Source organism: Corynebacterium sp. LK2590 (genome assembly GCF_040946105.1).
Taxonomy (GTDB): domain Bacteria; phylum Actinomycetota; class Actinomycetes; order Mycobacteriales; family Mycobacteriaceae; genus Corynebacterium.
Genome location: NZ_JAYWMH010000003.1, coordinates 125,610 through 149,581, shown reverse-complemented (window position 1 = coordinate 149,581; position 23,972 = coordinate 125,610). Strand labels below are relative to the sequence as shown.

At 66.4% G+C, this 23,972-nt stretch carries 22 protein-coding genes; 11 read left to right on the top strand and 11 right to left on the bottom strand.

Going from position 1 to position 23,972, the window contains the following annotated elements; all coding sequences use genetic code 11:
* Positions 1-15 precede the first annotated feature (15 nt).
* From VVR85_RS05425 to ilvA, 3 genes are all read right to left on the bottom strand, one after another.
* A complete protein-coding gene (locus tag VVR85_RS05425) occupies positions 16-594 on the bottom strand; it encodes a GNAT family N-acetyltransferase (protein WP_368519927.1) in 579 nt (192 codons plus the stop codon).
* 23 nt (positions 595-617) lie between these two features.
* Positions 618-1,982 carry an FAD-dependent oxidoreductase gene (locus VVR85_RS05420; RefSeq protein WP_368519926.1) on the bottom strand — a complete coding sequence of 455 codons (1,365 nt, stop codon included), beginning with the start codon at positions 1,980-1,982 and terminating at the stop codon, positions 618-620.
* Positions 1,983-2,116: 134 nt separating this feature from the next.
* Positions 2,117-3,394, bottom strand: a complete 1,278-nt coding sequence (gene ilvA / locus VVR85_RS05415) for a threonine ammonia-lyase IlvA (RefSeq protein WP_368519925.1) — start codon at positions 3,392-3,394, stop codon at positions 2,117-2,119.
* Positions 3,395-3,832: 438 nt separating this feature from the next.
* Here ilvA and VVR85_RS05410 point away from each other — a divergent pair, with 438 nt between their 5' ends.
* From VVR85_RS05410 to VVR85_RS05390, 5 genes are all read left to right on the top strand, one after another.
* Positions 3,833-5,182, top strand: coding sequence for an HAAAP family serine/threonine permease (locus VVR85_RS05410; protein WP_368519924.1), 1,350 nt, complete (start codon positions 3,833-3,835; stop codon positions 5,180-5,182).
* A gap of 89 nt (positions 5,183-5,271) precedes the next feature.
* On the top strand, positions 5,272-6,258 hold the full coding sequence (locus VVR85_RS05405; RefSeq protein WP_368519923.1) for a lactate/malate family dehydrogenase: 987 nt from the start codon (positions 5,272-5,274) through the stop codon (positions 6,256-6,258).
* Positions 6,259-6,407: 149 nt separating this feature from the next.
* Positions 6,408-7,784, top strand: coding sequence for a phosphate acetyltransferase (pta, locus tag VVR85_RS05400; RefSeq protein ID WP_368519922.1), 1,377 nt, complete (start codon positions 6,408-6,410; stop codon positions 7,782-7,784).
* The gene (locus tag VVR85_RS05395; RefSeq protein WP_368519921.1) at positions 7,785-9,005 is read left to right on the top strand and encodes an acetate kinase; all 1,221 of its coding nucleotides are present in this window, start codon (positions 7,785-7,787) and stop codon (positions 9,003-9,005) included.
* A gap of 227 nt (positions 9,006-9,232) precedes the next feature.
* Positions 9,233-10,024, top strand: a complete 792-nt coding sequence (locus tag VVR85_RS05390; protein WP_368519920.1) for a hypothetical protein — start codon at positions 9,233-9,235, stop codon at positions 10,022-10,024.
* A gap of 314 nt (positions 10,025-10,338) precedes the next feature.
* Here the strand turns inward: VVR85_RS05390 and VVR85_RS05385 are convergent, their stop codons facing one another.
* The 3 genes from VVR85_RS05385 to VVR85_RS05375 are packed head-to-tail and all read right to left on the bottom strand — an operon-like array spanning position 10,339 to position 15,267.
* A complete protein-coding gene (locus VVR85_RS05385; protein ID WP_368519919.1) occupies positions 10,339-12,753 on the bottom strand; it encodes a tetratricopeptide repeat protein in 2,415 nt (804 codons plus the stop codon).
* Positions 12,746-13,789 carry a glutamate ABC transporter substrate-binding protein gene (locus VVR85_RS05380; RefSeq protein WP_368519918.1) on the bottom strand — a complete coding sequence of 348 codons (1,044 nt, stop codon included), beginning with the start codon at positions 13,787-13,789 and terminating at the stop codon, positions 12,746-12,748. The genes VVR85_RS05385 and VVR85_RS05380 overlap by 8 nt, the downstream gene beginning before the upstream one ends.
* A complete protein-coding gene (locus VVR85_RS05375; RefSeq protein ID WP_368526560.1) occupies positions 13,789-15,267 on the bottom strand; it encodes a hypothetical protein in 1,479 nt (492 codons plus the stop codon). The genes VVR85_RS05380 and VVR85_RS05375 overlap by 1 nt, the downstream gene beginning before the upstream one ends.
* Before the next feature lie 111 nt (positions 15,268-15,378).
* Between VVR85_RS05375 and VVR85_RS05370 the strand changes: the two genes are divergently transcribed.
* From VVR85_RS05370 to VVR85_RS05355, 4 genes are read left to right on the top strand one after another with little or no spacing between them, the layout of a single operon-like run.
* On the top strand, positions 15,379-15,888 hold the full coding sequence (locus tag VVR85_RS05370; protein ID WP_368519916.1) for an NUDIX domain-containing protein: 510 nt from the start codon (positions 15,379-15,381) through the stop codon (positions 15,886-15,888).
* 30 nt (positions 15,889-15,918) lie between these two features.
* Positions 15,919-16,857 (top strand): ABC transporter ATP-binding protein, encoded by a 939-nt coding sequence (locus tag VVR85_RS05365; RefSeq protein WP_368519915.1) that lies wholly within the window; start codon positions 15,919-15,921, stop codon positions 16,855-16,857.
* Complete coding sequence (locus VVR85_RS05360; protein WP_368519914.1) at positions 16,847-17,608, top strand: ABC transporter permease; 762 nt, start codon at positions 16,847-16,849, stop codon at positions 17,606-17,608. The genes VVR85_RS05365 and VVR85_RS05360 overlap by 11 nt, the downstream gene beginning before the upstream one ends.
* Positions 17,609-17,635: 27 nt before the next feature.
* Positions 17,636-18,805, top strand: coding sequence for a multidrug effflux MFS transporter (locus VVR85_RS05355; RefSeq protein WP_368519913.1), 1,170 nt, complete (start codon positions 17,636-17,638; stop codon positions 18,803-18,805).
* Between the two features lie 2 nt (positions 18,806-18,807).
* Here the strand turns inward: VVR85_RS05355 and VVR85_RS05350 are convergent, their stop codons facing one another.
* The 5 genes from VVR85_RS05350 to VVR85_RS05330 form a co-directional block, all read right to left on the bottom strand.
* The gene (locus VVR85_RS05350; RefSeq protein ID WP_368519912.1) at positions 18,808-19,245 is read right to left on the bottom strand and encodes a hypothetical protein; all 438 of its coding nucleotides are present in this window, start codon (positions 19,243-19,245) and stop codon (positions 18,808-18,810) included.
* A 78-nt stretch (positions 19,246-19,323) separates the two neighbouring features.
* Positions 19,324-20,796 (bottom strand): phospholipase D-like domain-containing protein, encoded by a 1,473-nt coding sequence (locus tag VVR85_RS05345; RefSeq protein ID WP_368519911.1) that lies wholly within the window; start codon positions 20,794-20,796, stop codon positions 19,324-19,326.
* The gene (locus VVR85_RS05340) at positions 20,796-21,605 is read right to left on the bottom strand and encodes an exodeoxyribonuclease III (RefSeq protein ID WP_368519910.1); all 810 of its coding nucleotides are present in this window, start codon (positions 21,603-21,605) and stop codon (positions 20,796-20,798) included. The genes VVR85_RS05345 and VVR85_RS05340 overlap by 1 nt, the downstream gene beginning before the upstream one ends.
* Before the next feature lie 3 nt (positions 21,606-21,608).
* A complete protein-coding gene (locus tag VVR85_RS05335; RefSeq protein WP_368519909.1) occupies positions 21,609-22,355 on the bottom strand; it encodes a GNAT family N-acetyltransferase in 747 nt (248 codons plus the stop codon).
* A gap of 3 nt (positions 22,356-22,358) precedes the next feature.
* Positions 22,359-22,982: a peptide deformylase gene (locus VVR85_RS05330; protein WP_368519908.1), complete on the bottom strand. Its 624-nt coding sequence runs from the start codon at positions 22,980-22,982 to the stop codon at positions 22,359-22,361.
* On the opposite strand from VVR85_RS05330, the gene VVR85_RS05325 reads away from it, so the two are divergent.
* Positions 22,981-23,286 carry a DUF3263 domain-containing protein gene (locus VVR85_RS05325; protein WP_368519907.1) on the top strand — a complete coding sequence of 102 codons (306 nt, stop codon included), beginning with the start codon at positions 22,981-22,983 and terminating at the stop codon, positions 23,284-23,286. The genes VVR85_RS05330 and VVR85_RS05325 overlap by 2 nt on opposite strands.
* Before the next feature lie 10 nt (positions 23,287-23,296).
* The gene (locus VVR85_RS05320; RefSeq protein ID WP_368519906.1) at positions 23,297-23,935 is read left to right on the top strand and encodes a LytR C-terminal domain-containing protein; all 639 of its coding nucleotides are present in this window, start codon (positions 23,297-23,299) and stop codon (positions 23,933-23,935) included.
* Positions 23,936-23,972: the final 37 nt, after the last annotated feature.

Genomic DNA, 23,972 nt, shown 5'->3' with positions numbered 1-23,972 from the left:
GAGCCTGCCTCCTAGCTACTTCGCCGTGGCGCGCTTAATCATCGGCGTGTGCGGGGTGCCGTCCTCGTCGAAGGGCTCGCCGCACACGCTAAAGCCGAAGCGGCCGTAGTAGCCGGTCAGCGGCGATTGCGCCTCCAGGTAGACCGGCGTGCCCGGACGGGCGGTGGCGGCGAACTGCAAGGCGGCATCGATAAGCTGCCGGCCCAGCCCCGTGCCCCGGGCGGCGGGATCCAGGGCGAAGCGGCCGAACTGGACGACCTCGATGGTCGGGGCGTCGGCGGGCTCGCCTTGCTTTGCGGCGTCCGGGTCCGGGATGGTCGCCGGGAACAGGCGGGCCGTGCCCAGGAGCCGGGAGGTGGGATCCTGGGTCTGTTCTTGTGCTTGCGCTCGTTCTTGTTCGGCTGCAGGACTGTCCCAGGCCAAAAGGTGGATGGTGGACGGCTGGGCGTCCGTGTCATCGATTTCGGCGTAAGGGGTGGCCTGCTCACGCACGAAGACGTCCACGCGCAGCTTGTAGAGCGCGTGGACGTCTAGCGGGGCCAGCGCCGCGAGCGGCGCGGCGGTGATGGTGGGGTTAAAAGATTCTTTAGTCACGCCCACCAGCTTAGCGGCCGGGCTTAGTCCTCCTGCGGGCCGGCGTAGCGGACCATGTCGTCCCATTCGACGATCTTGACGCGCTCGCGCTCCTGCGGTTCGCCGGCGGCGCGCTCGGCCGCGTCCAGGCGGTGCCAGCCTTCCCAGGTGGTCACGGCGATCTCGCGGCTGGCCAGCAGGTCCAGGATGTCCTGCGGGTCGCGCTTAGTGGCCTCGGTGAGCTCGCCGGCCAGGTGATCGGCCAGCAGCATGGAGGTGGTGTCCTTCGCGTCGGACTTGGTGTTGCCGATAAGCCCGACCGGGCCGCGCTTGATCCAGCCCGTGGTGTACAGGCCCGGGATCTTCTCCCCGCCGTTATCGCGCAGCACGTGGCCGCCGTCGTTCGGGATGACGGCCTTCTCCTCGTCGTAGGGCACGCCCTTGACGTCCTGCGGGTGGTAGCCCACGGCGGAGTAGACCGCCTGGACCGGCCACTCGGTGAACTTCCCGGTGCCGTTGACCCGCCCGGTGCCGTCGAGCTCAGTGCGCTCGGTCTTCAGGCCGGTGACCTTGCCGTCCTCGCCGAGGATCTCCACCGGGGCCTCGAAGAAGTGGATGTAGAGCTTGTGCGGGGCGCCCTTGGTCTCGCGCATGGCGTAGCCCTCCAGGGTCTGGCAGACCAGGTCGGTGGACTTGGTGGCGCGGCGAGCTTCCTCGGAGGCAGCGTCGTAGTCGATGTCTTCCGGATCGACGATGACCTCGATGGTCGGGGACTCGTCCAGCTCCTTGAGCTCCTTCGGGGTGTACTTCGCCTGGGCCGGGCCGCGGCGGCCGAAGACGTGAATCTCCTTGGCGCGGTTGGTCTTCAGGGTCTGGTAAACGTTGTCCGGGATCTCCGTAACCAGCAGCTCATCGGCGGTCTTGGCCAGGATGCGGGAGACGTCTAGGGAGACGTTGCCCACGCCGATGACGGCCACGGACTCGGCGGACAGGTCCCAGTCGCGCTTGAAGTTCGGGTTGCCGTCGTAGAAGCCCACGAACTCGCCGGCGCCGTGGACGCCCTCGAGGTCCTCGCCCGGGATGTTGACCAGGCGGTCTGCGGTGGCGCCGGTGGCGAAGATGACGGCGTCGTAGTAGTCCTGCAGCTCCTCGACGGTGACGTCACGGCCGACCTCAATATTGCCCAGGAAGCGGATGTCTTCCTTTTCCATGACGTTGTGCAGAGACTGAACAATCCCCTTGATGCGCGGGTGGTCCGGGGCCACGCCGTAGCGGATCAGGCCGAAGGGGGCGGGCATCTTCTCAAACAGATCGACTTGGACGTCGACCTCGGACTTAACCAGAAGATCGGATGCGTAAATGCCGGCCGGGCCGGAACCAACGACTGCAACGCGCAGAGGGGAAGTCATAATATGTCGGTGTCCTCACTGATTCTTGGGGGAGTGGCTGTTACTTGTCTAATCTGAGCTCATCATACGTTCGGATGCGAGCAACGTACTAGATAGGGTAACAAGCCTGCTCCCCAAATCAGCCTCAGAAGGGCTTATCCGACTATCTTATATTCAGGCGTACCTGGCTTGAGGTACTCGTACTCGAACTTGGAGTTGTCCAAACGTTCGATGAGCTGGTCGATTTCCTCGGGCTTTTCCAGCACCAGGCCCACCAGCGCGGTGCCCAGCACGCAGTTGTTGCGCTTCTGGTACTTGAACCGGGTGATGTCGTCGCCGGGGTTGAGGATTTCGTCGAGGAAGATGCGCAGCTGGCCGGGGACCTGCGGGAAGCTGATGAGGAAGTAGTGCTTCAGGCCGCGGTGGACCAGGGAGCGCTCCATGATCTCTGTGTAGCGGATGACGTCGTTGTTGCCGCCGGAGATGACGCAGACGACGGTCGAGCCCGGCGCCAGGTCCAGCTTGGTCAGGCCGGTCACGGACAGCGCGCCGGCCGGCTCGGAGACGATGCCCTCGTTCTGGTAGAGGTTGAGCATCTCGATGCAGACGTCGTCCTCGCTGACTGCGAAGTGCTCCAGCCGGTCCTTGTTGGCCGAGAGGATCTCGTAGGGCAGCGCGCCGATGCGCTTGACGGCCGCGCCATCCACGAACGGGTCCACGGTCGGCAGCGTCATCGGGCCATTATTACGGAAGGCTGCGGCTAGCGATGCCGCGCCGGCCGGCTCCACGCCGTAAATCTGGGCCTCCGGGGCCTTCTCCGCGACGTAGCTGGTCAGGCCGGAGAGCAGGCCGCCGCCGCCGACGGGGGCGATCAGCGCGTGCAGCTCCTTGCCCTCCTCGGCCAGCTGCTCGAGGATTTCCTTGGCCATGGTGCCCTGGCCGACGACGGTGTCGTGGGCATCGAAGGGCTCGATGAAGGTGGCCCCGCGCTCGGCGGCGTCCTCATGGGCGGCGGCGGAGGCCTCGTCGAAGGACTCGCCGGTCACGACCAGGTCCACGAAGCGGCCGCCGTGGGCCAGGATGCGGTCGCGCTTCTGGGCCGGGGTGGACACCGGCACGAAGATCTTGCCCTGGACGCCCATGGTCTTGCAGGCGTAGGCCACGCCCTGGGCGTGGTTGCCGGCCGAGGCGGTGACGATGCCGGCGGCCAGCTCCTCGTCGCTCAGGTTCTTGATGCTGTTGAGCGCGCCGCGGATCTTGTAGGAGCGCACGTCCTGCAGTTCCTCGCACTTGAGGTAGACGTTGCAGTTGGTCAGTTGGGACAGTCGTTCGCTGTAGCGCAGTGGGGTGCGGTTGATTTCATCTTGGATGCGCTCGTGGGCGGCCTCGATTTCGGCGGCGGTGACGAGCGGGGTCTGGACTGTAGTGCTCATGCCTCCGATGTTATAAGTTCTCTGACCTGGGCAAAAGGGCTTTGATTTTGGTCATAGTGCCCGGTTTTTCCGTGACATGCCCAATAGTCGGGGGCATCCGGCGGGGGAGGTGCGGCCTTAGGGTGAAACACCGTTTCCCTAGGGGATTTTCAGGGGGCGTTTGGGGTCGGTGCAGCCTGGGCGGGTTTTCCGGTGGTTCCTGTTGGCTACTAGGTAAAAACTATGTCAGAACCGAGTGTGGCTAATTACTATAACGGATCCCTGCGGAAAAGTTCTCATTTTGGTGATGTGATAATAATTAATCATCAAATGTGAATTTGCTCATAGCATCCTGCGGGGGTTTTCCGGAGGATGGAGCGTGAAGTGATAAATAGTTCTCCATCGGCCCGTTCTTTCGCGTAGGGCTGCGGGGAACACGTCGAAAGGGTCGAACACACCATGTCCGTCATCCCTCCCGAGGCCGCCGACGCCCGGCGGGCACCAACCACCACGGCGCCGGGTAGCCCCGACAGCGCTGACAAAGCCCCCGGCTGGGGCAAAACCGATACCATCTGGACGCTGAGCCTGTTCGGCACCGCCATCGGCGCCGGCGTCATGTTCCTGCCCATCAACGCGGGCATCGGCGGCATTATCCCGCTGATCATCATGACCATCATCGCCTTCCCCATGACCTTCTGGGCCCACCGCGCGATGACCCGCCTGGTCCTGTCCGGCTCCGATCCGAAGTCCCACCTGACCGACGTCATGGAGGAGCACTTCGGCGCCAACGCCGGCGTCGTGATGACCGTCCTCTACTTCGTGGCGGTCTACCCGCTGGTGCTGGTCTACGCCGTCACGCTGACCAACACCCTGGAGTCCTTCCTCATCCACCAGCTGCACGTTGAACCCTGGCCGCGCTGGGCGCTAGCCACCCTGCTGGTCGGCGGCCTCATCTTCGTGGTGAAGATGGGCCAGGAAATCGTGGTCAAGGTGATGTCCGCGCTGGCCTTCCCCTTCATCGCCGTGCTGATCTTCCTGGCGCTCTACCTCATCCCGCGCTGGAACACCGCCTTCTTCTCTACCTTCGACCTAGACGTCGCGCGGGAGGCCTCCGGCAACGGCCTGGCCACCACGCTGATGCTGCTGGTGCCGGTGATGGTCTTCTCCTTCAACCACTCGCCGATCATCTCCTCCTTCGCCTCCGAGAAGCGCCAGGAGTACGGCGACAAGTGGGCGGATAAGAAGACCGGCCAGGTCCTGGCGGCGGCCGAAGGCCTCATGGTCATCGTCGTGATGTTCTTCGTCTTCTCCTGCGCCCTGTCCCTGTCGCCGGAAAACCTGGCCGAGGCCAAGGAGCAAAACATCACCATCCTGTCCTACCTGGCCAACCACTTCGATGCCCCCTTCCTGCAATGGGTAGCCCCCATCGTGGCGTTGGTGGCCATCTGCAAGTCCTTCCTGGGCCACTACCTGGGCGCGGCGGAGTCCGTCGAGGGCTTGGTGGTGACCGGCAACCACGTCGCTGGCAACACCAAGTTCACCCACAGCCGCGCGCTGGAGACCGGCTCGCTTATCTTCATCCTGGTGACCTGCATCCTGGTCGCCTGGGCCGACCCGTCCATCCTGGGCATGATTGAGACCCTGTGTGGCCCGGCCATTGCCGTCCTGCTCTTCCTGATTCCGATGTGGGCCATCCACAAGGTGGACGCGCTCAAGCGCTTCCGCGGCAAGCCGTCCAACTGGTTCACCACCTTCATCGGCCTGGTGGCCGTGGCAACCATCTTCTTCTCCATCTTCCACTCCCTGTAAGCGCTGCTACCGCCGGCCTACACTCGAGGTCGGCGGTTTTTCGCTTGCCGAGAACCCTTCTTGTTTCACTACTCGTCGAAAGGAAAATCATGAACCGACCAGCCAAGCTCGTTATCACCGGAGCGGGCCACGTAGGTTCCTACGTGCTGGCAGAGGCGGTACACTCCGGCTTGTTTGCCGACATTGTGGTCATCGATAGCGACCCCGACATTGCCTACGGCGAGGCCCTCGACCAACACCACCTGACCGGCGTGCCCGGTAGCTTCGTCCCGCGCGTGCGCCGCGGCGACTACTCCGAGTGCGCGGACGCCGACGTCGTCATTTCGGCCGCCGGCCCGTCGATGATCGTGGACCCCGACAACCCCGACGCCAACCCGGACCGGGCGGCGCTCGCGCCCGTCAACGGCGATATCACCCGCGGGATCATGCGCGAGGTGTGCGCGAACGTGGCCGACAAAGAGGCCGGCCCCGTGCTCATCTTCATCACCAACCCGGCCGATACCATCGTCTGGATTGCCCAGAACGAATTCGACTACCCGGAGCACAAGATCTTCGCCACCGGCACCATGCTGGACTCGTCCCGCCTGCGCCGCCTAGTCGCCGACGATCTGGGGATTAGCCCCGACTCCGTCGACGGCTACATGATGGGCGAGCACGGCATGGCCGCCTTCCCGGTCCTGTCCCACCTGTCCGTGGCCGGCATTCCCGCCGCCCGGCTCGGCGAATACTTCCCCGGCGTCCGGCTCGACGCGGCGGACCTGGCCGAGCGCGTCGTCGAGGCCGCCTACCAGGTCTTCCACTCCAAGGGCTGGACCAACGCCGGCGTCGCCGCCTCGGCCATGCGCCTGGCGCGGGCGGTCTTGCTCGATGAGCGCGCCATCTTCCCGGTCTCGACCACCCTGCACGGCGAATACGGCTACGACGGCGACGTCGCGGTCTCCCTGCCATGTTTGATCGGGCGTTCGGGGGTCCTCCGGCGCCTGACAGTGGAGCTGGATGACTGGGAAACGAAGGCCTTAGAAAAGTCCGTAGCTGCGGTTAAACGCGCAATCGCGGATTCTGCCCAAAACTTATAGTCATGAGTGACCTGTTTTACATCTACGCGAATCGGAAAAAATGGGCATTCTGAAGTAGGGTAGAGGAGGTCACTAAACAAATTACTGAGTGATATACAGCACTTTTGCTGTGGATATTGCCCCGTGACAGCGAATGAAAGGTTCGTCGCATGTCTAATGCTCGTTCTGTCCTTGTCAGTGTCGTAGGTCGTGATTTTGCCGACCTCAACCTTGCGGAAACTGCCCACCAGCTAGACGCGCAGCTGCGCACTCTGGATGAGCTCAACCCGAAGCTCGCCGACGTCGTCGCTGCGGAACTTACCGCCGACGGCCCCGTAGTTATTCAGGGCACCGGCGACACCCACTTCGACTCCGTAGCTGCCGCCGCCGTCGGCGTGCCGCTGCTGTTCGTAGCCGAGCAGGAAAAGGGCGCGGCCGAACTCGCGGTCCGCCACGCCAAGGACGTGCAGGCGACCGTCGCCGGCGTTGTCACGCCGGACCAGCTCAAGGACGGCGAGGCCCTGGCCCGCCAGATTAACCTCAACGTCGAGCCGGTCATGTCCGCTCCCGTCTTCGAGCAGCAGCTGCTGGGCCAGGCCAAGGCCGCCGGCGCCCACGTCGTGCTGCCGGAGGGCGACGACGACCGCATCCTGCTGGCGGCTGGCCAGCTGCTGGAAAAGGGCATCGTCAAGCTCACCATCCTGGGCAACCCAGACTCCATTGCCACCCGCGCCGGCGAGCTGGGCGTGGATCTGACTGACGCCACCATCATCGACCACCTGACCTCCCCGCTGGCCGAGGAATTCGCTGCCGACTTCGCCGAGCTGCGCAAGAAGAAGGGCGTGACCCTCGAGCAGGCCCGCGAGACCATGCAGGACATCTCCTACTTCGCCACCATGATGGTCCACAAGGGCCTGGCCGACGGCATGGTCTCCGGCGCGGCGCACACCACCGCCCACACCATCAAGCCTTCCTTCCAGATCATCAAGACCACCCCGGAGGCCTCCGTGGTCTCCTCCATCTTCCTGATGGTCATGCGCGGGCGCCTGTGGGCCTTCGGCGACTGCGCGGTCAACCCGAACCCGACCGCCGAGCAGCTCGGCGAGATCGCCGCCGTCTCCGCGAAGACCGCGGCCCAGTTCGGCATCGACCCGCGCGTGGCCGTGCTGTCCTACTCCACCGGCACCTCCGGCTCCGGCCCGGACGTGGACCGCGCCGTGGCCGCCGTGGAGGCCGCCCTTCAGATCAACGGCGACCTCAAGGTCGACGGCCCGCTGCAGTTCGATGCCGCCTGCGACCCGGGTGTGGCCAAGAAGAAGATGCCCGACTCCGAGGTCGCTGGCCAGGCCAACGTCTTCATCTTCCCGGACCTGGAAGCCGGCAATATCGGCTACAAGACCGCGCAGCGCACCGGCGGCGCCCTGGCCGTGGGCCCGATCCTGCAGGGGCTGAACAAGCCGGTCAACGATCTGTCCCGTGGCGCTACCGTTCCCGATATTGTCAACACCGTCGCTATTACCGCGATCCAGGCAGGAGGCAACGCCTAAATGGCCTACGTTCTAGTACTTAACTCCGGCTCTTCCTCCATCAAGTTCCAGGTGGTGAACCCGGAGAACGAAGCCACCGACGCTCCGCTGGTCACCGGCCTGGTCGAGCAGATCGGCGAGCCGAACGGTGCCATCAACGTCACCGTCAACGGCGAGAAGATCCGCGAAGAGCTGGAAATCCCGGACCACACCGCGGGCCTGAAGCGCGCCTTCGAGATCATGGAGGACAACCAGGTCGGCCCCACCCAGCTGGAGCTCATCGCCGTCGGCCACCGTGTCGTCCACGGCGGTCGCCTCTTCAGCGAGCCGCAGCTGCTGGACGAGCAGATCGAGTCCATGATCGAGGACCTCATCCCGCTGGCCCCGCTGCACAACCCGGCCAACCTGGACGGCATCCGCGTCGCGCGCGCCATCCTGCCGGACCTGCCGCACGTGGCCGTCTTCGACACCGCCTTCTTCAACCGCATGGCCCCGGCCGCCGCGCTGTATGCCATCAACAAGGAAGTCGCGACGAAGTACGACATCCGCCGCTACGGCTTCCACGGCACCTCCCACGAGTTCGTCTCGCAGCAGGTCCCGAAGCTGCTGGGCCGCGACCCGGGCCACACCCACCAGATCACGCTGCACCTGGGCAACGGCGCCTCCGCCGCCGCGATCTCCAACGGGCGCGCCATCGACACCTCGATGGGCCTGACCCCGCTGGCCGGCCTGGCCATGGGTACCCGTTCCGGTGATATCGACCCGGGCATCATCTTCCACCTGTCCCGCCAGGCGGGCATGACCATCGATGAGATCGACAAGCTGCTTAACAAGCAGTCCGGTGTGAAGGGCATTTCCGGCGTCAATGACTTCCGCGTGCTGCGCGAGCGCATCGAGAACGAGGACTCCGACGCCTGGCTGGCGTACAACATCTACATCCACCAGCTGCGCCGCTTCATCGGTTCCTACATGATTGCGCTCGGCCGCGTCGACGCCATCACGTTCACCGCCGGCGTCGGTGAGAACGACACCGAGGTCCGCCAGGACTCCCTGTACAACCTGGACATGTACGGTATCCACTTTGACAAGGAAGCCAACCTGGTCCGTTCCAAGGAGCCGCGCATGATTTCCACCGCAGACTCCCCGGTCAAGGTCTTCGTCGTCCCGACCAACGAGGAACTGGCCATCGCGCAGAAGTCTGCCGATATCGCCGCCATGGCCCGCGAGGCCGGCCTGTACTAGCACCTCGTGCTGCCGCGCGCCACTTGAGCGCGCCTGCGACTGTGGATAACTAGGGCCCGCGCCCAGTTATCCACAGTTTTGCTGTATCTGGGCCCGGGCGGCCTAGACCGGTGTTTGCGTGGGCGGTCAGGATGGCGGTATGAAACTGACTAAGACCCCGTACCACTGATAACCACTGCACCCGCCTCGCGCCGCAGGTAACCGCCGACGCGCAGGATTTCACGTCGTTGCCCGCCCACGAACAGGCCCGGCTGCGCTGCCTGGCCGCCGCGCTGAGCGCCCACCGCGCGGTGCTGACCTCCCGCTCGGCCGCCCGCATCCACCGGCTGTGGGTGCTCAGCGCGCGCGGGGGCGAGGACATAGAACTCGCCCTGGCCGGCGGCACCGCCCCGCCTAACGCGCAGGTCCCGCCCGGGTGGCGCTACCACAAGATGAAGCTGCCGCCGGGCGATATCGTCTCGGTGGCGGTTGCGGAAAGTGATGCCAGCGTCAGAGCCACCAGCCCGGCCCGCACCGTGGTAGATCTGGCCCGCCTGCACGGCTTCGTGCGCGGGCTAGTCGCCGCCGACAGCTACCTGGCCCGCGGTTTTGAGCGCGCCGAGTTGATGGCCGTGGCCGGCAGGCTCAAAGGCACCCGGGGGATTGGTCAGGCCCGTCAGGTCATCGGTGCCGCGATCGGCAACTCGGAGTCGCCGTACGAGTCGCTTGCCCGCGGACTGCTAATCCATAGCGGGTTGGCTAAGCGCCACCGCGTCGAGGCCCAGGCCCAGATCGGCGCTTTCCGCGTGGACCTGCTCATCGACGGATGGCTGGTCCTCGAGGTGGACGGCGCCGCCAAATACGACGGGCAGACCTACGGCCGCGCGGTCGAGGACGTCATCCGCTCCGAGCGCGACCGCGAGGCCTACCTGCAAAACCAGGGTTTCGTGGTCCGTCGCGTGACACCGCGGCAACTCTTCTACGAATACGCCGAGTTCATGGAGATGCTGACCACCACGTTGCGGCGGGCGGGGAGGTAGGGCGACGAGCGCCGGGCGCTGGGTGCCGGGCGCTGGGCGGAAAATATCGTCCTTTGCACAGAAGCCGATATTTCCGGTGTCTAAAACCGCTGTTCACGGCTTTGTGCGTGTCGGCTGCGGGGAGGTTGGGCGGTAGAAGTAGATATTTTCGGCCGGGGCAGAGGAGAATCCGCGGAAAATATCGCCCTCTGCCCAAAGGCAGATATTTCCGACCCGTAAAACCGCTGGTCAACGCGTTAAAGGTGAAATCCGCGGACCAACCCGCTGGCAGGGGTCGATATTTCCCCCGGACCCGGCCCCAGTACCCACCGAACCTAAAACGTCGTCACCGGCCGGACCTGGTTCGCCAGGTCGACCAGCGCGTAGCGGTGCCGGGAGAAGGGGGCTTGGCGGGCGAGCGCGCGGAGCGTGTCGGCGAGCCCGTAGCGCAGGCCGCGCTGGGTGAAGGCGTACTCGAACAGGTCGTTCGGGCTGGCGGCTTGCGTGAGCTGGTGATCGCGCAGGAACGTCAGCCCGGCGGAGAGCACGGCGACCTTGATCTGCAAAAAGCGCGGCTCGTTGGTGGGGATCTCTTCCAGACGGCGGGCGGCGCGGCGCACGCGGGGTTCGGTCAGGGAGTGGGAGATGAGCTGCAACACCGTGGTCAGCCGCGCCATGCGCTGGTGGCGGGAGGCGTTCGGCACGCGGTCGAGGGTGTTGACGGCCATCTCCACCTGGTGCTCGGTGCGCAGCTGGCGGGCCAGCCCGAAGGCGGAGGAGACCGTGGTCGGGTTGGTGGCCCAGACCAGCCCGTAGAGGCGCATCGAGTTAAACCGCAGGACGCCGGGGTCCTGCGTGATGTGTTCCCAGAGCTCGGGCTGGCCGGCGAAGTCCTCGTCGGGCAGGTCGCCCAAGCTGAGCTCTTGGACCGCGCAGGCGCGGGTGACCTTCGGCATGAGCAGGGAGGAGCCGTCGTAGCCCAGCTGCTGCAGGAGCAGTTCGTTGATGGCGGCCAGCGCCAGCTTCGGCGCGGCCTCGCCGGGCAGGAGGCTGAGCACGGTGGAAAAGTGCTTCTGCGCCTCGGCGTAGTCGTCCAGCAGCAGCGCGGTCACGCCGGAGTACCACTCGAAGCGCCAGTCGCCGCCCAGGCGCTGCTCCAGCGAGGACAGCCAGCTGCGGGCCTGACCCGTGTAACCGAGGTCGATCATGGAGCGCACCACGCCCAGGGGGATTTCGGCGGACTGCTCGTATTCGTCGGTCTGCATCGCCTGGCGGAGGGTTTCCAGGGCCTCCTGCGGCTCCGTATAGGACGCGCCCTGCAGCAGCGCGGCGCCGACGTCGCTGCGGTCCAGCAGCGGGGTCGGGAGGGCGGAGACCACCTCGGGGGCGGTGGTCCGCACGGTGCGGTCGATGCCGTCGATGAGCTGGTCCGTGCGGAAGACCAGGTGCTTGGTGCCGAAGGTGGTACGTTGCGGCGAAAACAGCGAGTGCTGGGAGGGGTGCTGGACACCGTCGCGGACGGCGATGACCTCGCGCAGCACGCCGTAGAGCTGCGTGCGCAGCTCGCCCAGGTTGTTAAAGCGCTTGTCCGGGTCGCGGTCGGTGGCGCGCAGCAGCAGCCGGTAGAAGGACAGGTGGCGGCGGAACTGCGGTTCCTTTGCCGGGCTCGGCAGCCCGGGCAGGTAGATGCCGTCCTCGCTGGGAAGGTCGATGGTCAGCGCGGCCAGGGTGCGGCCGATGGTGTAGATATCGCTGGCTACCGAGGGGCCCTGGGTGGCCACCTCGGGGGCCTGGAAGCCCTGCGTGCCGTAGATGAAGCCGTAGGCGCCGATCCCGGAGACCGCGCCTAGGTCGATGAGCTTGACCTGGTCCTCGGTGACGATGATGTTGTCGGGCTTCAAGTCGTTGTAGACCACCCCCCGCGAGTGCAGGTAGTCCAGGGCCGGCAAAAGCTCCAGGATATAGGCGATGGCGATGTCGATGGGCAGCACCTTGCCCGGCTGCGCGTTGCGGCGGCTGCGCAGGGAGGGCCCGCCCACGTATTCCATCACGATGAAGCCGCCGGGCACGCGGGCGTCGTCGATGAAGTTGAAAATCTTCACGATGCCCGGGTGCGTAATATCCGCCAGGAACTCGCGCTCGGCGGCCGCGGCGGCGGTCTCGTCCTCGGACTTGTGGGCCTGCATGCCCTTGAGCACGACCACGCGCCCGGAGACGAAGTGGTCGTTGGCCAGGTAGATCCAGCCCATGCCGCCGTGGGCGATAACGCCCAGGATCTCGTACTGGCTGGCCACCATGTCGCCGGGGTTAAGCTGCGGGCGGGGGATCTTCTTGCGCTCGACGACCTCGTCCACGTCGAGCAGCGCCTGGCGCGGGTTGCTGGGGGAGACGAACGGCAGGTGGACCATGCCGTCGGCGACCTCGCGGTCGCGGCGGCGGGTCGCGCGCCTAGAGCGGAAGGTGTCGAGCGCCTTCTGGCGGGAGCGCTGCGAGGTATCCGCCACCTGCTGCGCGTCGCGCGCCTTCTTGTCGCGCAGGTTGCCCAGGTCCTTGATCAGCGCGGCGATGTTGTCGGAGTCGGCGGCGAATTCGTCGTCCTCGTCGTCGTCCGCGAAGGGATCGAAGGCCACGGCGGCGGTGCCGGTCTCGCCTTCCTCGTCGTCGGCGAAGGGATCGAAGGGCACGGCCGCGGTGGCGGCGTCCAGGTCGGAATCCGGGCCCGGTTCCAGGTGATCGGAGCGATCAGTCATTGCGTGCCTCCTCGGAGTCGTCGTCGGGGTCTTCGCTGCGGTAGTCCAGGGCCGGCGGGCTGGCGGGGGCGAGGTAGGGGCCGAACCACTCGTTGTAGAGGCGCGCCCACGTGCCGTCGCGGCGCAGCCGCTCCAGCGTGGAGTTGACCTGTCGGACCAGCGGGCGGGTGTCTGCCCCCGGGCGGGATTTCTTGATGCCTACGCCGTAGGACTCGGTGGACATGGGCTCGCCGACGATCTCGGTGTAGGAGTCCTGATCCACCATGCCGGACAGGAGCGTGTCGTCGGTGATGACGGCGTCGGCCTGGCTCAGCTGCAGGGCCATGAGGCAGTCGCCCCAGGAGTGCGTGATCAAAAGCTGGGCGTCGGGCAGGTGGAGGCGGGCCTGGTTGAGCGAGGTCGAGCCCGCGGTGGCGCAGACCCGCTTGCCGGCGGTGGACTCGAGCGAGTCGATGCCGCTGGACTTCAGCGCCAGCAGGCGCGTGGAGGCGTCGAGGTAGGGCGTGGAAAACTCCACCTGTTTTTGGCGGTCTTCGTTGATGGTCATGGTGCGGACCACCATGTCGACCTCGCCGGACTCCAGCGCGTCCACGCGCTCGGCCGAGGACAGGAAGCGGAAATCCACCTTGGACGGATCGTCGAAGATATCGCGGGCGATCTCGTGGGCCAGGTCGACCTCGAAGCCGCTCATCTGCCCGGTGGTGGTGTCGCGGTAGCTGAGCAGGTTGTGCGACTGGTCCACGCCGACAATCACCCAGCCGCGCTTGACGATCTCGGGCACCCGCTCCTTGGCGTCCTTGTCGTCGGGGCGCCAGGAACCGGCGGGGTTGCCGCGGGAGTCCGCGTCGGCGGCTTCGGCATCGGCGGGCTCGTAGTAGGCGCCGGCGGGCAGCGGGGGGCCGGCTTGTTCTTCCTGCGTGCGCTCGGGGAGGATGCGGTCGATCTCGTTGGTCGGGGCGAGCTCGGAAGAGTGCGTCACGCAGCCAGTAAGCAGCAGCGGGAGAATGGCGAGCGCGGGCAGGACTTTCTTGCGCATTAGAGGTACTCCTGCACTCGGGGGCGGATGCCCAGCCAGACCGAAATCACCGCGGCCACGGTCAGCAGCATGACCGCGCTGGAGACCAGCGTCATGGCGGTCAGTCCCTCCTGGATGTGCAGGCGCATGGCGCGCCGGGCGTCGGCGATGAGCTGGTCCAGGGTGCGGTCGAGCTCGTTGAAGGAGCTGGCGGCGCTGGTGGGTGAGGTCTCCCCGGGCAGCGTGTCGCCCGGGTTGGGATCGGTGGCCAGGAAGATGGCGTCGTCGTAGCGGCCCTCGCTCAGCGCGTTGAGCAGCGCCTCGTGGGACTGGGTCCAGCGCTCCAGCGAGTGCTGGGCGCCGCGGATGAGGTCGTCGCGGTCGAGTTCGGACTCGGTGGTGATCGACTCGGAGGCCGCGTAGTCCTCCAGCGCGTGGGAGATGGATTCGGTGGTCTCGTCGAAGGTCACGGCGGTTTCCTGCTCCGACTGGCGGTTGACCAAGGCCAGGGTCTCCGAGGTGCGGGCCTGCTGCGCGGCGATGCGCGAATTGGTCAGCGCGTCCCACGGGCGGGAGGCGTCCTCGAAGCCCTGCATGCCGGCGGACCAGGTCGCCAGGTTGGACAGGCCCACCCACAGCACCGCCAGGGTGAGCAGGCTGGTGGCGGTGACGAAGCCGCGGTTGAAGCGGCGCCGGGTCAGCCGCCACAGCCACCACTGGGCTAGTACCAGGAAGATGACGGCGGCCACCAGGCCGGACAGCGGAACCCACTGGGGGCGGGTGAGCTCGCGGCGCTCGTCGGAGACCTTCTGGCTGGTCAGCTGGAAAAGCTCGTCGGCGGCGGGCAGGATCTCCTCGCGCATCAGCGACGAGGCATTGGACATATAGGCGCTGGCCACGGCGTTGCCGGCGCGGTGGTTGGCCCGGGCGGTTTCCACCATGGAGGTATAGACCGGCAGCTCGCGCTGGATGAAGCCGACCAGGTCGCGGATGCGCTGGTCGTCGTCGGAGGTGCCCAGGATGGACTCGGTGGCGGATACCGATGCCCGGTCGATCGCGTCGTTGTATTTCTGCCGGTTCTCGCCGGACTCGACGCCGGCCTGGACGAAACCGGTGGTGGCGACGGTATCCGCCAGGGAGAGGGAGGTGTAGAGGTTGTGGGCCGAGTTCGACATCGGCTCCGTGGTGGACAGCAGGGTGTCCAGGTTGTCCTGCCGGGCGGCCGAAGAATTGGACATGGAGATGCCGGCCGCGGCGATGGCCAGGGTCAGAATCACCGTGACGGTGAAAAGCTTGCCGGGCGTGGTCTCCAGGAAGGACCAGACGCGGCGGGCCAGGCGCGCGGGTCCGGCGAAGGTGGACATCGCCAGGTGGGTGGCCGGGTTGAAGGCAGGGTCTGCTGGGGCCGTGAGGTCGTCGAGCCAGTGGTCGCCCCCGGCGAACTGGGAGTCGTGCTCGGTGGGCTGGGTCGACTTAGGTTTCCTGCGGCGTGGCCGCATCAAGCTGGGTGCCCCGGAACCGGTCATTCATCTAGAATAGCTTTTCCGCTGTGTGCTACGCCACCTGACCGCGGGGTTTTGCCAAAAGTTATAGCATGGAGGGTGATGAATGTGGCAGGCAAACCCGAAAGCGGCGACGGCTGGGCAGCGGGCCCGGGCGGCAAACCCGCCTGGGGACTCTACGGCGCGGCCGGCCTCTTCCTGCTGGCCGAGGGCCCGCGGGTCCTGCTCCAGCACCGCGCGCAGTGGACCCACCAGGGCGGCACCTGGGGGATTCCCGGCGGCGCGCGGGACTTGCACGAAACCGCCAGCCAGGCGGCGGTGCGCGAGGCGGTCGAGGAATGCATCATCGACCCGGCGGACATAGAAATTATTGATGAGATTGTTACCGCCGGCCCCTACCCGGCCAACCCCGCGCGCCCGGACCTGCCCGGCGGCTGGACCTATACCTCGGTGCTGGCCCGGACCAAGACCGGAAACCCGCTGGACACCGTGCCCAACGAGGAGTCGCTGGAGCTGCGCTGGGTGCCGCTCGGCGAGGTCGAGCAGCTGCCGCTGCTGTCCGCCTTCCGCTCCGCTTACGCGGATTTGTGCCGGGCGGCGCGTGCCTTGGGCAGGTAAAACCGCCCGAATTGTGGCACGCTAGTGGGCATGATTGAAGTGAACGGGCTGACTAAGCAGTATAAGTCGGTCCGCGCCGTCGATAACTTAAGTTTTACGGTCAACCCCGGAATGGTGACCGGCTTCTTGGGACCCAACGGTGCGGGCAAATCCACCACCATGCGCATGATCCTGGGCTTGGATAAGCCGACGGCGGGCACGGCTCGCATCGGCGGCAAAAGCTACCGGGAGATGAAGAACCCGCTGCGGGAGGTTGGCGCGCTGCTGGACGCGAAGGCCGTGCACCCGAACCGCTCGGCGGCCAACCACCTGAAGTGGATGGCGCAGTCCAACGGCATCCCCACCCGTCGTGTGGACGAGGTGCTGGGCCTGGTGGGCCTGTCCGACGTGGCTGGCAAGAAGGCCGGCGGCTTCTCGCTGGGCATGGGGCAGCGCCTGGGCCTGGCCAGCGCCCTGCTGGGCAACCCGGGCGTGCTGATCCTGGACGAGCCGGTCAACGGCCTGGACCCGGAGGGCATCCGCTGGGTGCGCGACCTGCTCCAGGCCCTGGCCCGGGAAGGCCGCACCATCCTGGTCTCCTCGCACCTGTTGTCGGAGATGTCCATGACCGCCGACCGCCTGGTGGTCATCGGCCGCGGCCAGCTGGTGGCTAACCAGTCCACCTACGACTTCATCAAGGAGCACGCCGCCTCGCAGGTCATCGTCCGCTCCGAGTACCTGGACGCGTTCACCAACGCGCTGGAGGAGGAGAACATCACCTACCAGTACAGCCAGGACCAGGAGGGCCGGCCCACGCTGGTTATCCCAGAGCAGGCCACGGACCTTATCGGGCAGCTGGCGTACTCGGTGGGCGTGCCGCTGAACGAGCTCACGCTGCACCGCGCCTCGCTGGAGGACGCTTTCATGGAAATGACCGGCCACGCGGTCCAATACCACGGCCAGATTGAGGGGGCTGACGATGCTCGTTAATACTTTGCGCGCAGAGTGGACCAAGCTGATTACCACGCGGTCGTTCTGGCTCACCAGCGCCGTGTTCTTCCTGCTGACCTGGGGCTGGAGCGCCCTGAACGCATCTGTTGCCCGGCAGACGCCGGAGACCGCCATGTTCCTGACTCCGGAGTCCTCGGCCACCGCCGTCTGGATGCTGGGCCTGCCGGTGCTGATGATCCAGTCCATCATGATCATCACCACCGAATACCGCTACAACATCCAGACGAACGTCTACATGGCCAACCCGAACCGCCCGATGGTGGCGGTGGTCAAGCTGGTCATGTACGCGGTAATTTCCGCTCTTTTGGTATTCATCGCGCTGGTGGGCGTCTACCTGCTCACCCAGGCCATTGCCGGCGAGGTCGCCCCGGATTATGACCCGTGGAACAGTGAGAGCGCCCGGCGCTTCCTTTGGGTCTACCCGCTGGTGATGGCGGCGATGGTGCTGTTTTCCCAGGGCATGGGCCTGTTGCTGCGGCAGACCGCCGGCACCGTGGCCATCTGCTTGATCCTGAACCTGGGCATCGACCAGCTCATCGGGCGACTGCCGAAGATTGGTGAGCACATCGCCCCGTTCATGCCGTTTACGGCCTTGCAGAACTGGATCTTTGAGACCGTGCCGGAAAAGGCGATGTGGGACGCCAACTGGATGAACCTGGTTATCTTCCTGCTGTGGGCCGGTGGCCTGTGGCTGCTGGGCGTTTTGCTGCTGCAAAAGCGCGACGCCTAAAGCCCGCACGGTTTAGTCTAGGAAACCGTGCCCTATTCACTTCTTCTGTCCCTGGCGCTGCTGTCGGCCACGGCCGCCTTCGCCACGGACGTGTACCTGCCGGTCATGCCCGCCATCGCGGCGGAGTTCGGGGTGGCGGATGCGTGGGTCCAGCTCACGCTGACCGCGTTCTTCGTCGGCCTGGCGGCGGGCCAGCTGTTTATCGGCCCGCTTTCCGATGCCCTCGGGCGCAAGACCCTGCTCCTGCTCGGCGCGGTGGGGGCGGTGGCCGCATCGGTGCTAGCGGCGCTGGCCCCCAACATAGGGGTGCTGATCGCGGCCCGCTTCCTGCACGGCCTGGGCGGCGGGGCCTGCGTGGTGCTCTCCCGCGCGGTGGTGCCGGACCTTTTGGTCGGCAAGGCCGCGGCCCGGGCTTTTTCTTTGCTCATGGCCATCCAGGCCATCGCGCCGGCGCTCGCCCCCATCATCGGCGGCCTGCTGGCCGAGCCCATCGGCTGGCGCGGCATCTACTGGGTGCTGGTGGGCCTGCACGTGGTGCAGCTGCTCCTGGCGTGGCTGGTCGTGCCGGAAACCGGCGGCCGGAACCGGCAGGGCCGCCTGCTGGGCCAGGTGCTGGGCAATTACGCCACGGTGCTGTCCCACCCGGCGATCCTGGGCTACCTGGGCTCGATGTCCTTCGGCTTTAGCGCGATGTTCTGCTATATCTCCGCCTCGCCCTTTGTCATCCAGGACGTGCTGGGCTTTAGCCCGGCCGGCTACTCGTTGGTTTTCGCGGTGAATTCGCTGGGCCTGCTGGCCGCGAACCTGGTGAATATGCGGCTGGTGGATAGCCACGGACCGAAGGTGATGCTGCGCGCCGGGGTGATTTTAAGCGTGTGCGCGAACGCGGTGCTCCTGGCCACCATCGCCTTCGGGGCCGGCGGCGGGGTGGTGCTGGTCGCGTTGTTTTTCTGCGTCGCGCCCACCGGGTTCATCATGGGCAATTCCGCGGCCCTGGCCACGGGCCTGCGCCGGGATAAGGCCGGTTCGGTCTCGGCCGTGATGGGCGGGGTCCAGTCGCTGCTGGGCGGGTTGGTCAGCCCGCTGATGGGGCTGGGCAGTGATCGTCTGCTGACGATGTCACTGGGCATGTGCGTCTGCGCGGGCGTGGCGGTGGCCGCCGCCTTTGCCGCCACGCGTTGGCATGTGGGTGAGTAGTTTTACTTCTTGCCCTTGCCCAGGGCGATAAGGGCCAGGCCGATGGACAGGATCCAGCTGTCCTTGGCGATGGCGGTGCCGTCCTCGGACGGGCTGATGCCGTCGTCCTGGGTCATGTTGTCGTTGTTGAAGTACAGGGTCAGCAGGCCGGCGGAGAAGCCGGTCAGGGCCAGGCCCGCCAGGCGGTTCGGGATGAACGGGGCCAGCAGGGCGCCGCCGACGCCAATCTCCGAGTAGGAGATGAACTTGCCGAAGGTATCCGGATCCATATCGCCCAGAGCCGGGACGCCGGTGGCGGCGAAGTCACGCAGGCCTGCAGCGTTTTCCCCGCGCAGGCCCAGCTTGCCAATGCCGGAGTTGAGGATGAAAGCGCCCGGGAGAGCGCGCAGGGCGACGGAGGCGAGACGGTGGCCGAGGGTCGGCTTGGAAGACTTGGACATGATGCTCCTTAAAAAGCGATCGGTGATTGAACTTTCTGCTCCCCACTCTAGCAATGTTGATGTGTCACGCACGGGCGGCTACTGCAGCGCCGAGGTCAGCCGCATGACGTTGTCCACGTAGCGGCGGAAGAAGCCGCGGGTGTTCCATTCCTCGAGGGTCAGCTCGTGGGAGACGCCGCGGTAGTTGGCGGCTAGCTGGTTGAGCTGGTCGATGAGGTCGCCGCGGGCTACCAGCATGGTGGACTCGTAGTTCAGGCCGAAAGACCGCATGTCCATGTTGGAGGAACCGAACATGGCCAGCGGGTAGGTGGAGGTATTGGCCGGCTCGTCCGGATCGGCGAGGGTGAACTTGGAGTGCAGGACGTAGGGCTCGAGGAACTGGTAGATGTGGACGCCGGCTTCTAGCAGGGTCTGGTAGTAGGAGGACTGGGCGTGGTTGACCATGAACTGGTCGGCCTTGGCGGAGACGTAGAGCTCCACCCGTACACCGCGGTAGCAGGCGGTGGTGACGGCCTCCATGAGGGACTCGTCCGGGACGAAATAGGGCGAGACCATCACCAGGCGTTCCTTGGCGTGGTGCACCACGGAGTTGAACATGCGCAGGTTCGGCTCCGTGGTATAGCCCGGGCCGGAGGGGATGAGCTGCAAGAAGTTGGCGTCGGCGTCCCAGGCGTCGTCGTAGGGCAGTTCTTTGAGCCCCAGGGTCTCGTTGGATTCCAGGTACCAGTCCACGGCGAAGACGGCGGCCAGGGAGGTGACCACCGGGCCGGTGAGCTCGACCATGTAGTCAATCCAGGCGCGGTCGTCGGTCTTGTACTGGCGCTTGATCATGTTCAGCGAGCCGAGGAAGCCGGTGTGGCCGTCGATGACCACGATCTTGCGGTGGTTGCGCAGATCGGGGCGGCGGAAGCGGAATTTGTGCAGCTGGATGGGCAGCATGAGGCGCCAGTCGACGTCGATGGCGCTGAGCTTCTTACCGAAGCTGAAGTAACCGGGGTACTTGATGCTGCCGATCTGGTCGAGCAGTAGCTTGACCTCCACCCCGCGCTTCCGGGCGCGGGCCAGGGACTGGTAGAAGACGTCGGTGGCCTCGTCCCAGGACTGGATGTAGATTTCGACGTAGACGTATTCCTCGGCGGCATCGATAGCGCGGGCAATCGCCCGGATGCACTCGTCGTAGTCCGCGTGCAGGCCCTGGTTGTGGCCGACCACGCAGGGGAAACCGGTCAGCTCCCGGTTGAGGTGGATGAGGGACTCGACCTCCGAGGGCAGGCGGTCCTCCGGGTGATCCGGGGTGGCGGCGGTGATGTCGTCGATCATCTCGTTCGCCTCCTGCTGGATGCGGTGGCGGCGCCGGTTGATATACGGCGAGCCCATCAACAGGAACAGCGGCAGGCCCACGAAGGGCAGCAACAGGATGGCCAGCAGCCAGGCATTGGAGCTGGACGGGCGGCGGCCCTCCGGGACGATGCCGATGGCGACGGCCTTGATGGCGTAGTCCAGCACCATGAAGAAGGCCTGCCAGAAGGTCAGATCAATACTGAGGCTCATTAGCGCACCGCGTCGAAGTCCGGAAGGTCGTAGTCGGCCATCAGCAGCACGTGGTCGGAGGTGCCCTTCTCCGCGCGCTCGGCCATGTCGACCGCGGCGGACTGGACCCGCTCGGCCAGCGGCTGCGAGGCCAGCTGGAAGTCGATGCGCATGCCCTCGCCCTTCTGGAAGCGCATGCCCTTGTAGTCGAAGTAGGTCCAGCGCTCCTCGCGGGTGAACTGGCGGGTGACCTCCTGCGTGCCGGCCTCCAGCAGCATTTGGAAGGCGGCGCGCTCCGGTTCGGTCACGTGGGTCTTGCCGCGGAAAACGGACAGGTCCCAGACGTCCTCGTCGCGCGGGGCGACGTTGAAGTCCCCGGTCAGCAGCAGCTTGCGGTGGGAGCGCTGCTCCACGTGGCGCGCCAGCGCGTAGTAGAACTGCAGCTTGTAGTCGTAGTGGCGATCGGTGATCTCGCGGCCGTTGGGGAAATACAGGCTCCAGATCTCCACGCCGCGGATGACCACTCCCAGCGCGCGGGCTTCCAGGGCCTGCTCCTTGTCAGGGTCTTTGGCGAAGCCGGGCTGGCCGGGGAAGCCCTCGTAGGTCTCCTCCGGGGCCTGCTTGCTGATAATGGCCACGCCGTTCCATTGGTTCAGGCCGTGCCGGGCCACGTGGTAGCCGGCGTCCTCGAAAACCTGGGTCGGGAACTTGTCATCGGCCACCTTGGTCTCTTGCAGGCACAACACGTCGATGTCGTGGGCGTCCAGCAGGGCCAGCGCGCGCTCGGCCCGCGTGCGGACGGAGTTGATGTTCCAGGTGGCTATGCGCATGATTTACAGGGTAGCGAACCGCCGCCGATGGTGCTCATCCAGGCCGCACTCGGACGCAATCGCGCGGGCGGCGGCGTCCGAGACCTCCAGGACCACCACCGCACGGGTCGCGCCCTGGGCCCGTCCCCAGCGCAGCTTCTCGCGCAGCTCGGCCGCGCTGGCCGGGGCGGTGGGCACGACCACCCACACCGTGTCGTCGCCGGCCGTGCCCAGGGCGGCGGGCGCGGTGTCGGTGCTTTCGGCGCTGGTCTCGTCGGGCAGTTCCCCGACGTAGCAGACCTGCTCCGGGCCCACGGGGCGGGAGTGTGGCAGGCCGTTTTTGCCGATGCGCTCCGGCAGCAGCAGGCGCGGGCCGGCGTTATCGAGGATCTCGGTGGCCGGCAGGGGCGTGAACCCGGCCGAGGGACCCAGCGGCACCGAGCCGGAGGCGCGCATTAGCCACTGCCCGTCCGCCGACCACTGCTCGTGCGGGTCCGGGTAGGCGTCGGCGATAGCCTCCTCGACGTGGCGGATATCCGAGTTGCGGATGGTGCGCGGGGAGAGCTTCTTGATGATCTTCAGCTCCTCCGGCGCGATTTCCACCGCCTCCTTGTCGGAGGGGTAGCCGCCCACCTGCTGCGGGCGGATGACCAGCGGGTCGAGGCTTTGCACGTGCCCGATGACGTCGCTTTTGACCCCGCCGGCGTATTCGCGCCGGGCCACGACCCGGTCGCCTACCTCCACCGCGTCGGAGCGAAACGCGAAGCCCACGGCCTAGTCCTCACCGTCCGTGTGTCCGAAGGGATCCTCGTCCACGCCCGGGGTCCAGGTCAGCCCGGCGACGTTCCAGCCCTCGCGCTTGATGGCCTTCTTGGCGGCGCGCTTGTAGCGGCCGATGAGGGTGTCGGTGTAGACGTAGCCGTCCAGGTGGCCGACCTCGTGCTGCAGGCAGCGGGCGAAGAAACCGTAGCCCTCGACAGTGATGTCCTTGCCGTTTTCGTCCTGGCCGGTCACCCGCGCCCAGTCGGCGCGCCCGGTGGGGAAGGACTCGCCCGGCACGGACAGGCAGCCCTCGTCGTCGGAGCCGTCGTCCGCCGGCATGGTCACGGGAATCTCGGAGGTCTCCAGCACCGGGTTGATGACGCAGCCGCGGCGCATCCCGCCGTCTTCCTTCTCCGTGCCGTCCGGGCCGTCGGTGTCCGGGCAGTGGTAGACGAACAGGCGCTTGTTGATGCCGATCTGGTTGGCGGCCAGCCCGACGCCGTGGGCGGCGTCCATGGTCTCGTGCATATCGCTAATCAGCTGCTGGAACTCCGGGCTGGAGATGTCTTCCGTGACTTGTTCGGTGGGGTGATGCAGCACGGGGTCGCCGTGGATCACGATGGGGCGAATACTCATGTTCTACAGTTTAAGCATGTCCGCGGAATCTGACCTACCCGACCTGTCTGGCCTATCCGAGCAGGACGTGGCCATTCTGGACTTCGAGGCGCACGCCCCGCGCGCCGTCGGGCGCAAGGAAGAGGCCATCCGCGCCCAGCTGGACCTGACGCCGGTGCGCTACCACCAACGCCTCAACGCGCTGTTGGACCTGCCGGCGGCGCAGGAATACGCGCCGGTGCTGGTGGGCCGGCTGCGGCGGGTGCGCAGCCAACGCGAAGAAATCCGGCGCGCCGCGCAACAAAATGAAACTCCTGGGGTTTAAAGTTAGTTCTGTGACTAATGTGAATCAGGAGAAGAACGACACCACCTCGACCAGCCTGCCCCTGCGCGGTTTCGCGATGGTGCTCATCGCCGTCGCCGTCGTGCTGGGCCTGTGGGCCCTCTACGCCCTGACCCAGGGCGGCGGGGACGAAGAATCCACCCCGGCCGCCGCCACCTCCTCCGCCCCCGCCGGCGGCGCGGAGGGCCCGACCACCTCCGCGGCCGCGCCCAGCCAGGAGAAGGACGCCGACGCCGAGCACAGCACCGAGGCCCCGGCGCCCGCCGAGGACAGCAACCGGGAGGAAGCCGCCCCGGCGGCGGGCCAGCCGGAGCAGGCCGCCCCCGCCCCGGCCGAGCAGCCGGCCCCGAAGAAGGTCAGCGTGCTGAACAACTCCATGACCCAGGGCCTGGCCGATCGCGTCTCCCGCGACCTGGAGGGCAAGGGCTACGAGCTGGGCGAGGTCGGCAACTTCCCGGAGGAAGTCCTGCCGGAGACCACCGTCTTCTTCCCCAAGGGCGACGCGGCCGCGGAGGCCGAGGCCCGCAAGATCGCCTCGGAGCTGGGCGGCATCGCGCGCGAAAACATTGACAGCCTGCCGGACAAGGCCACGGAAGGCCGCGGCCTGACCGTGGTGCTCACCGACGCCTAGCCACGGATAAATAAAGAATTAAAAGGCGCGGCAGCTA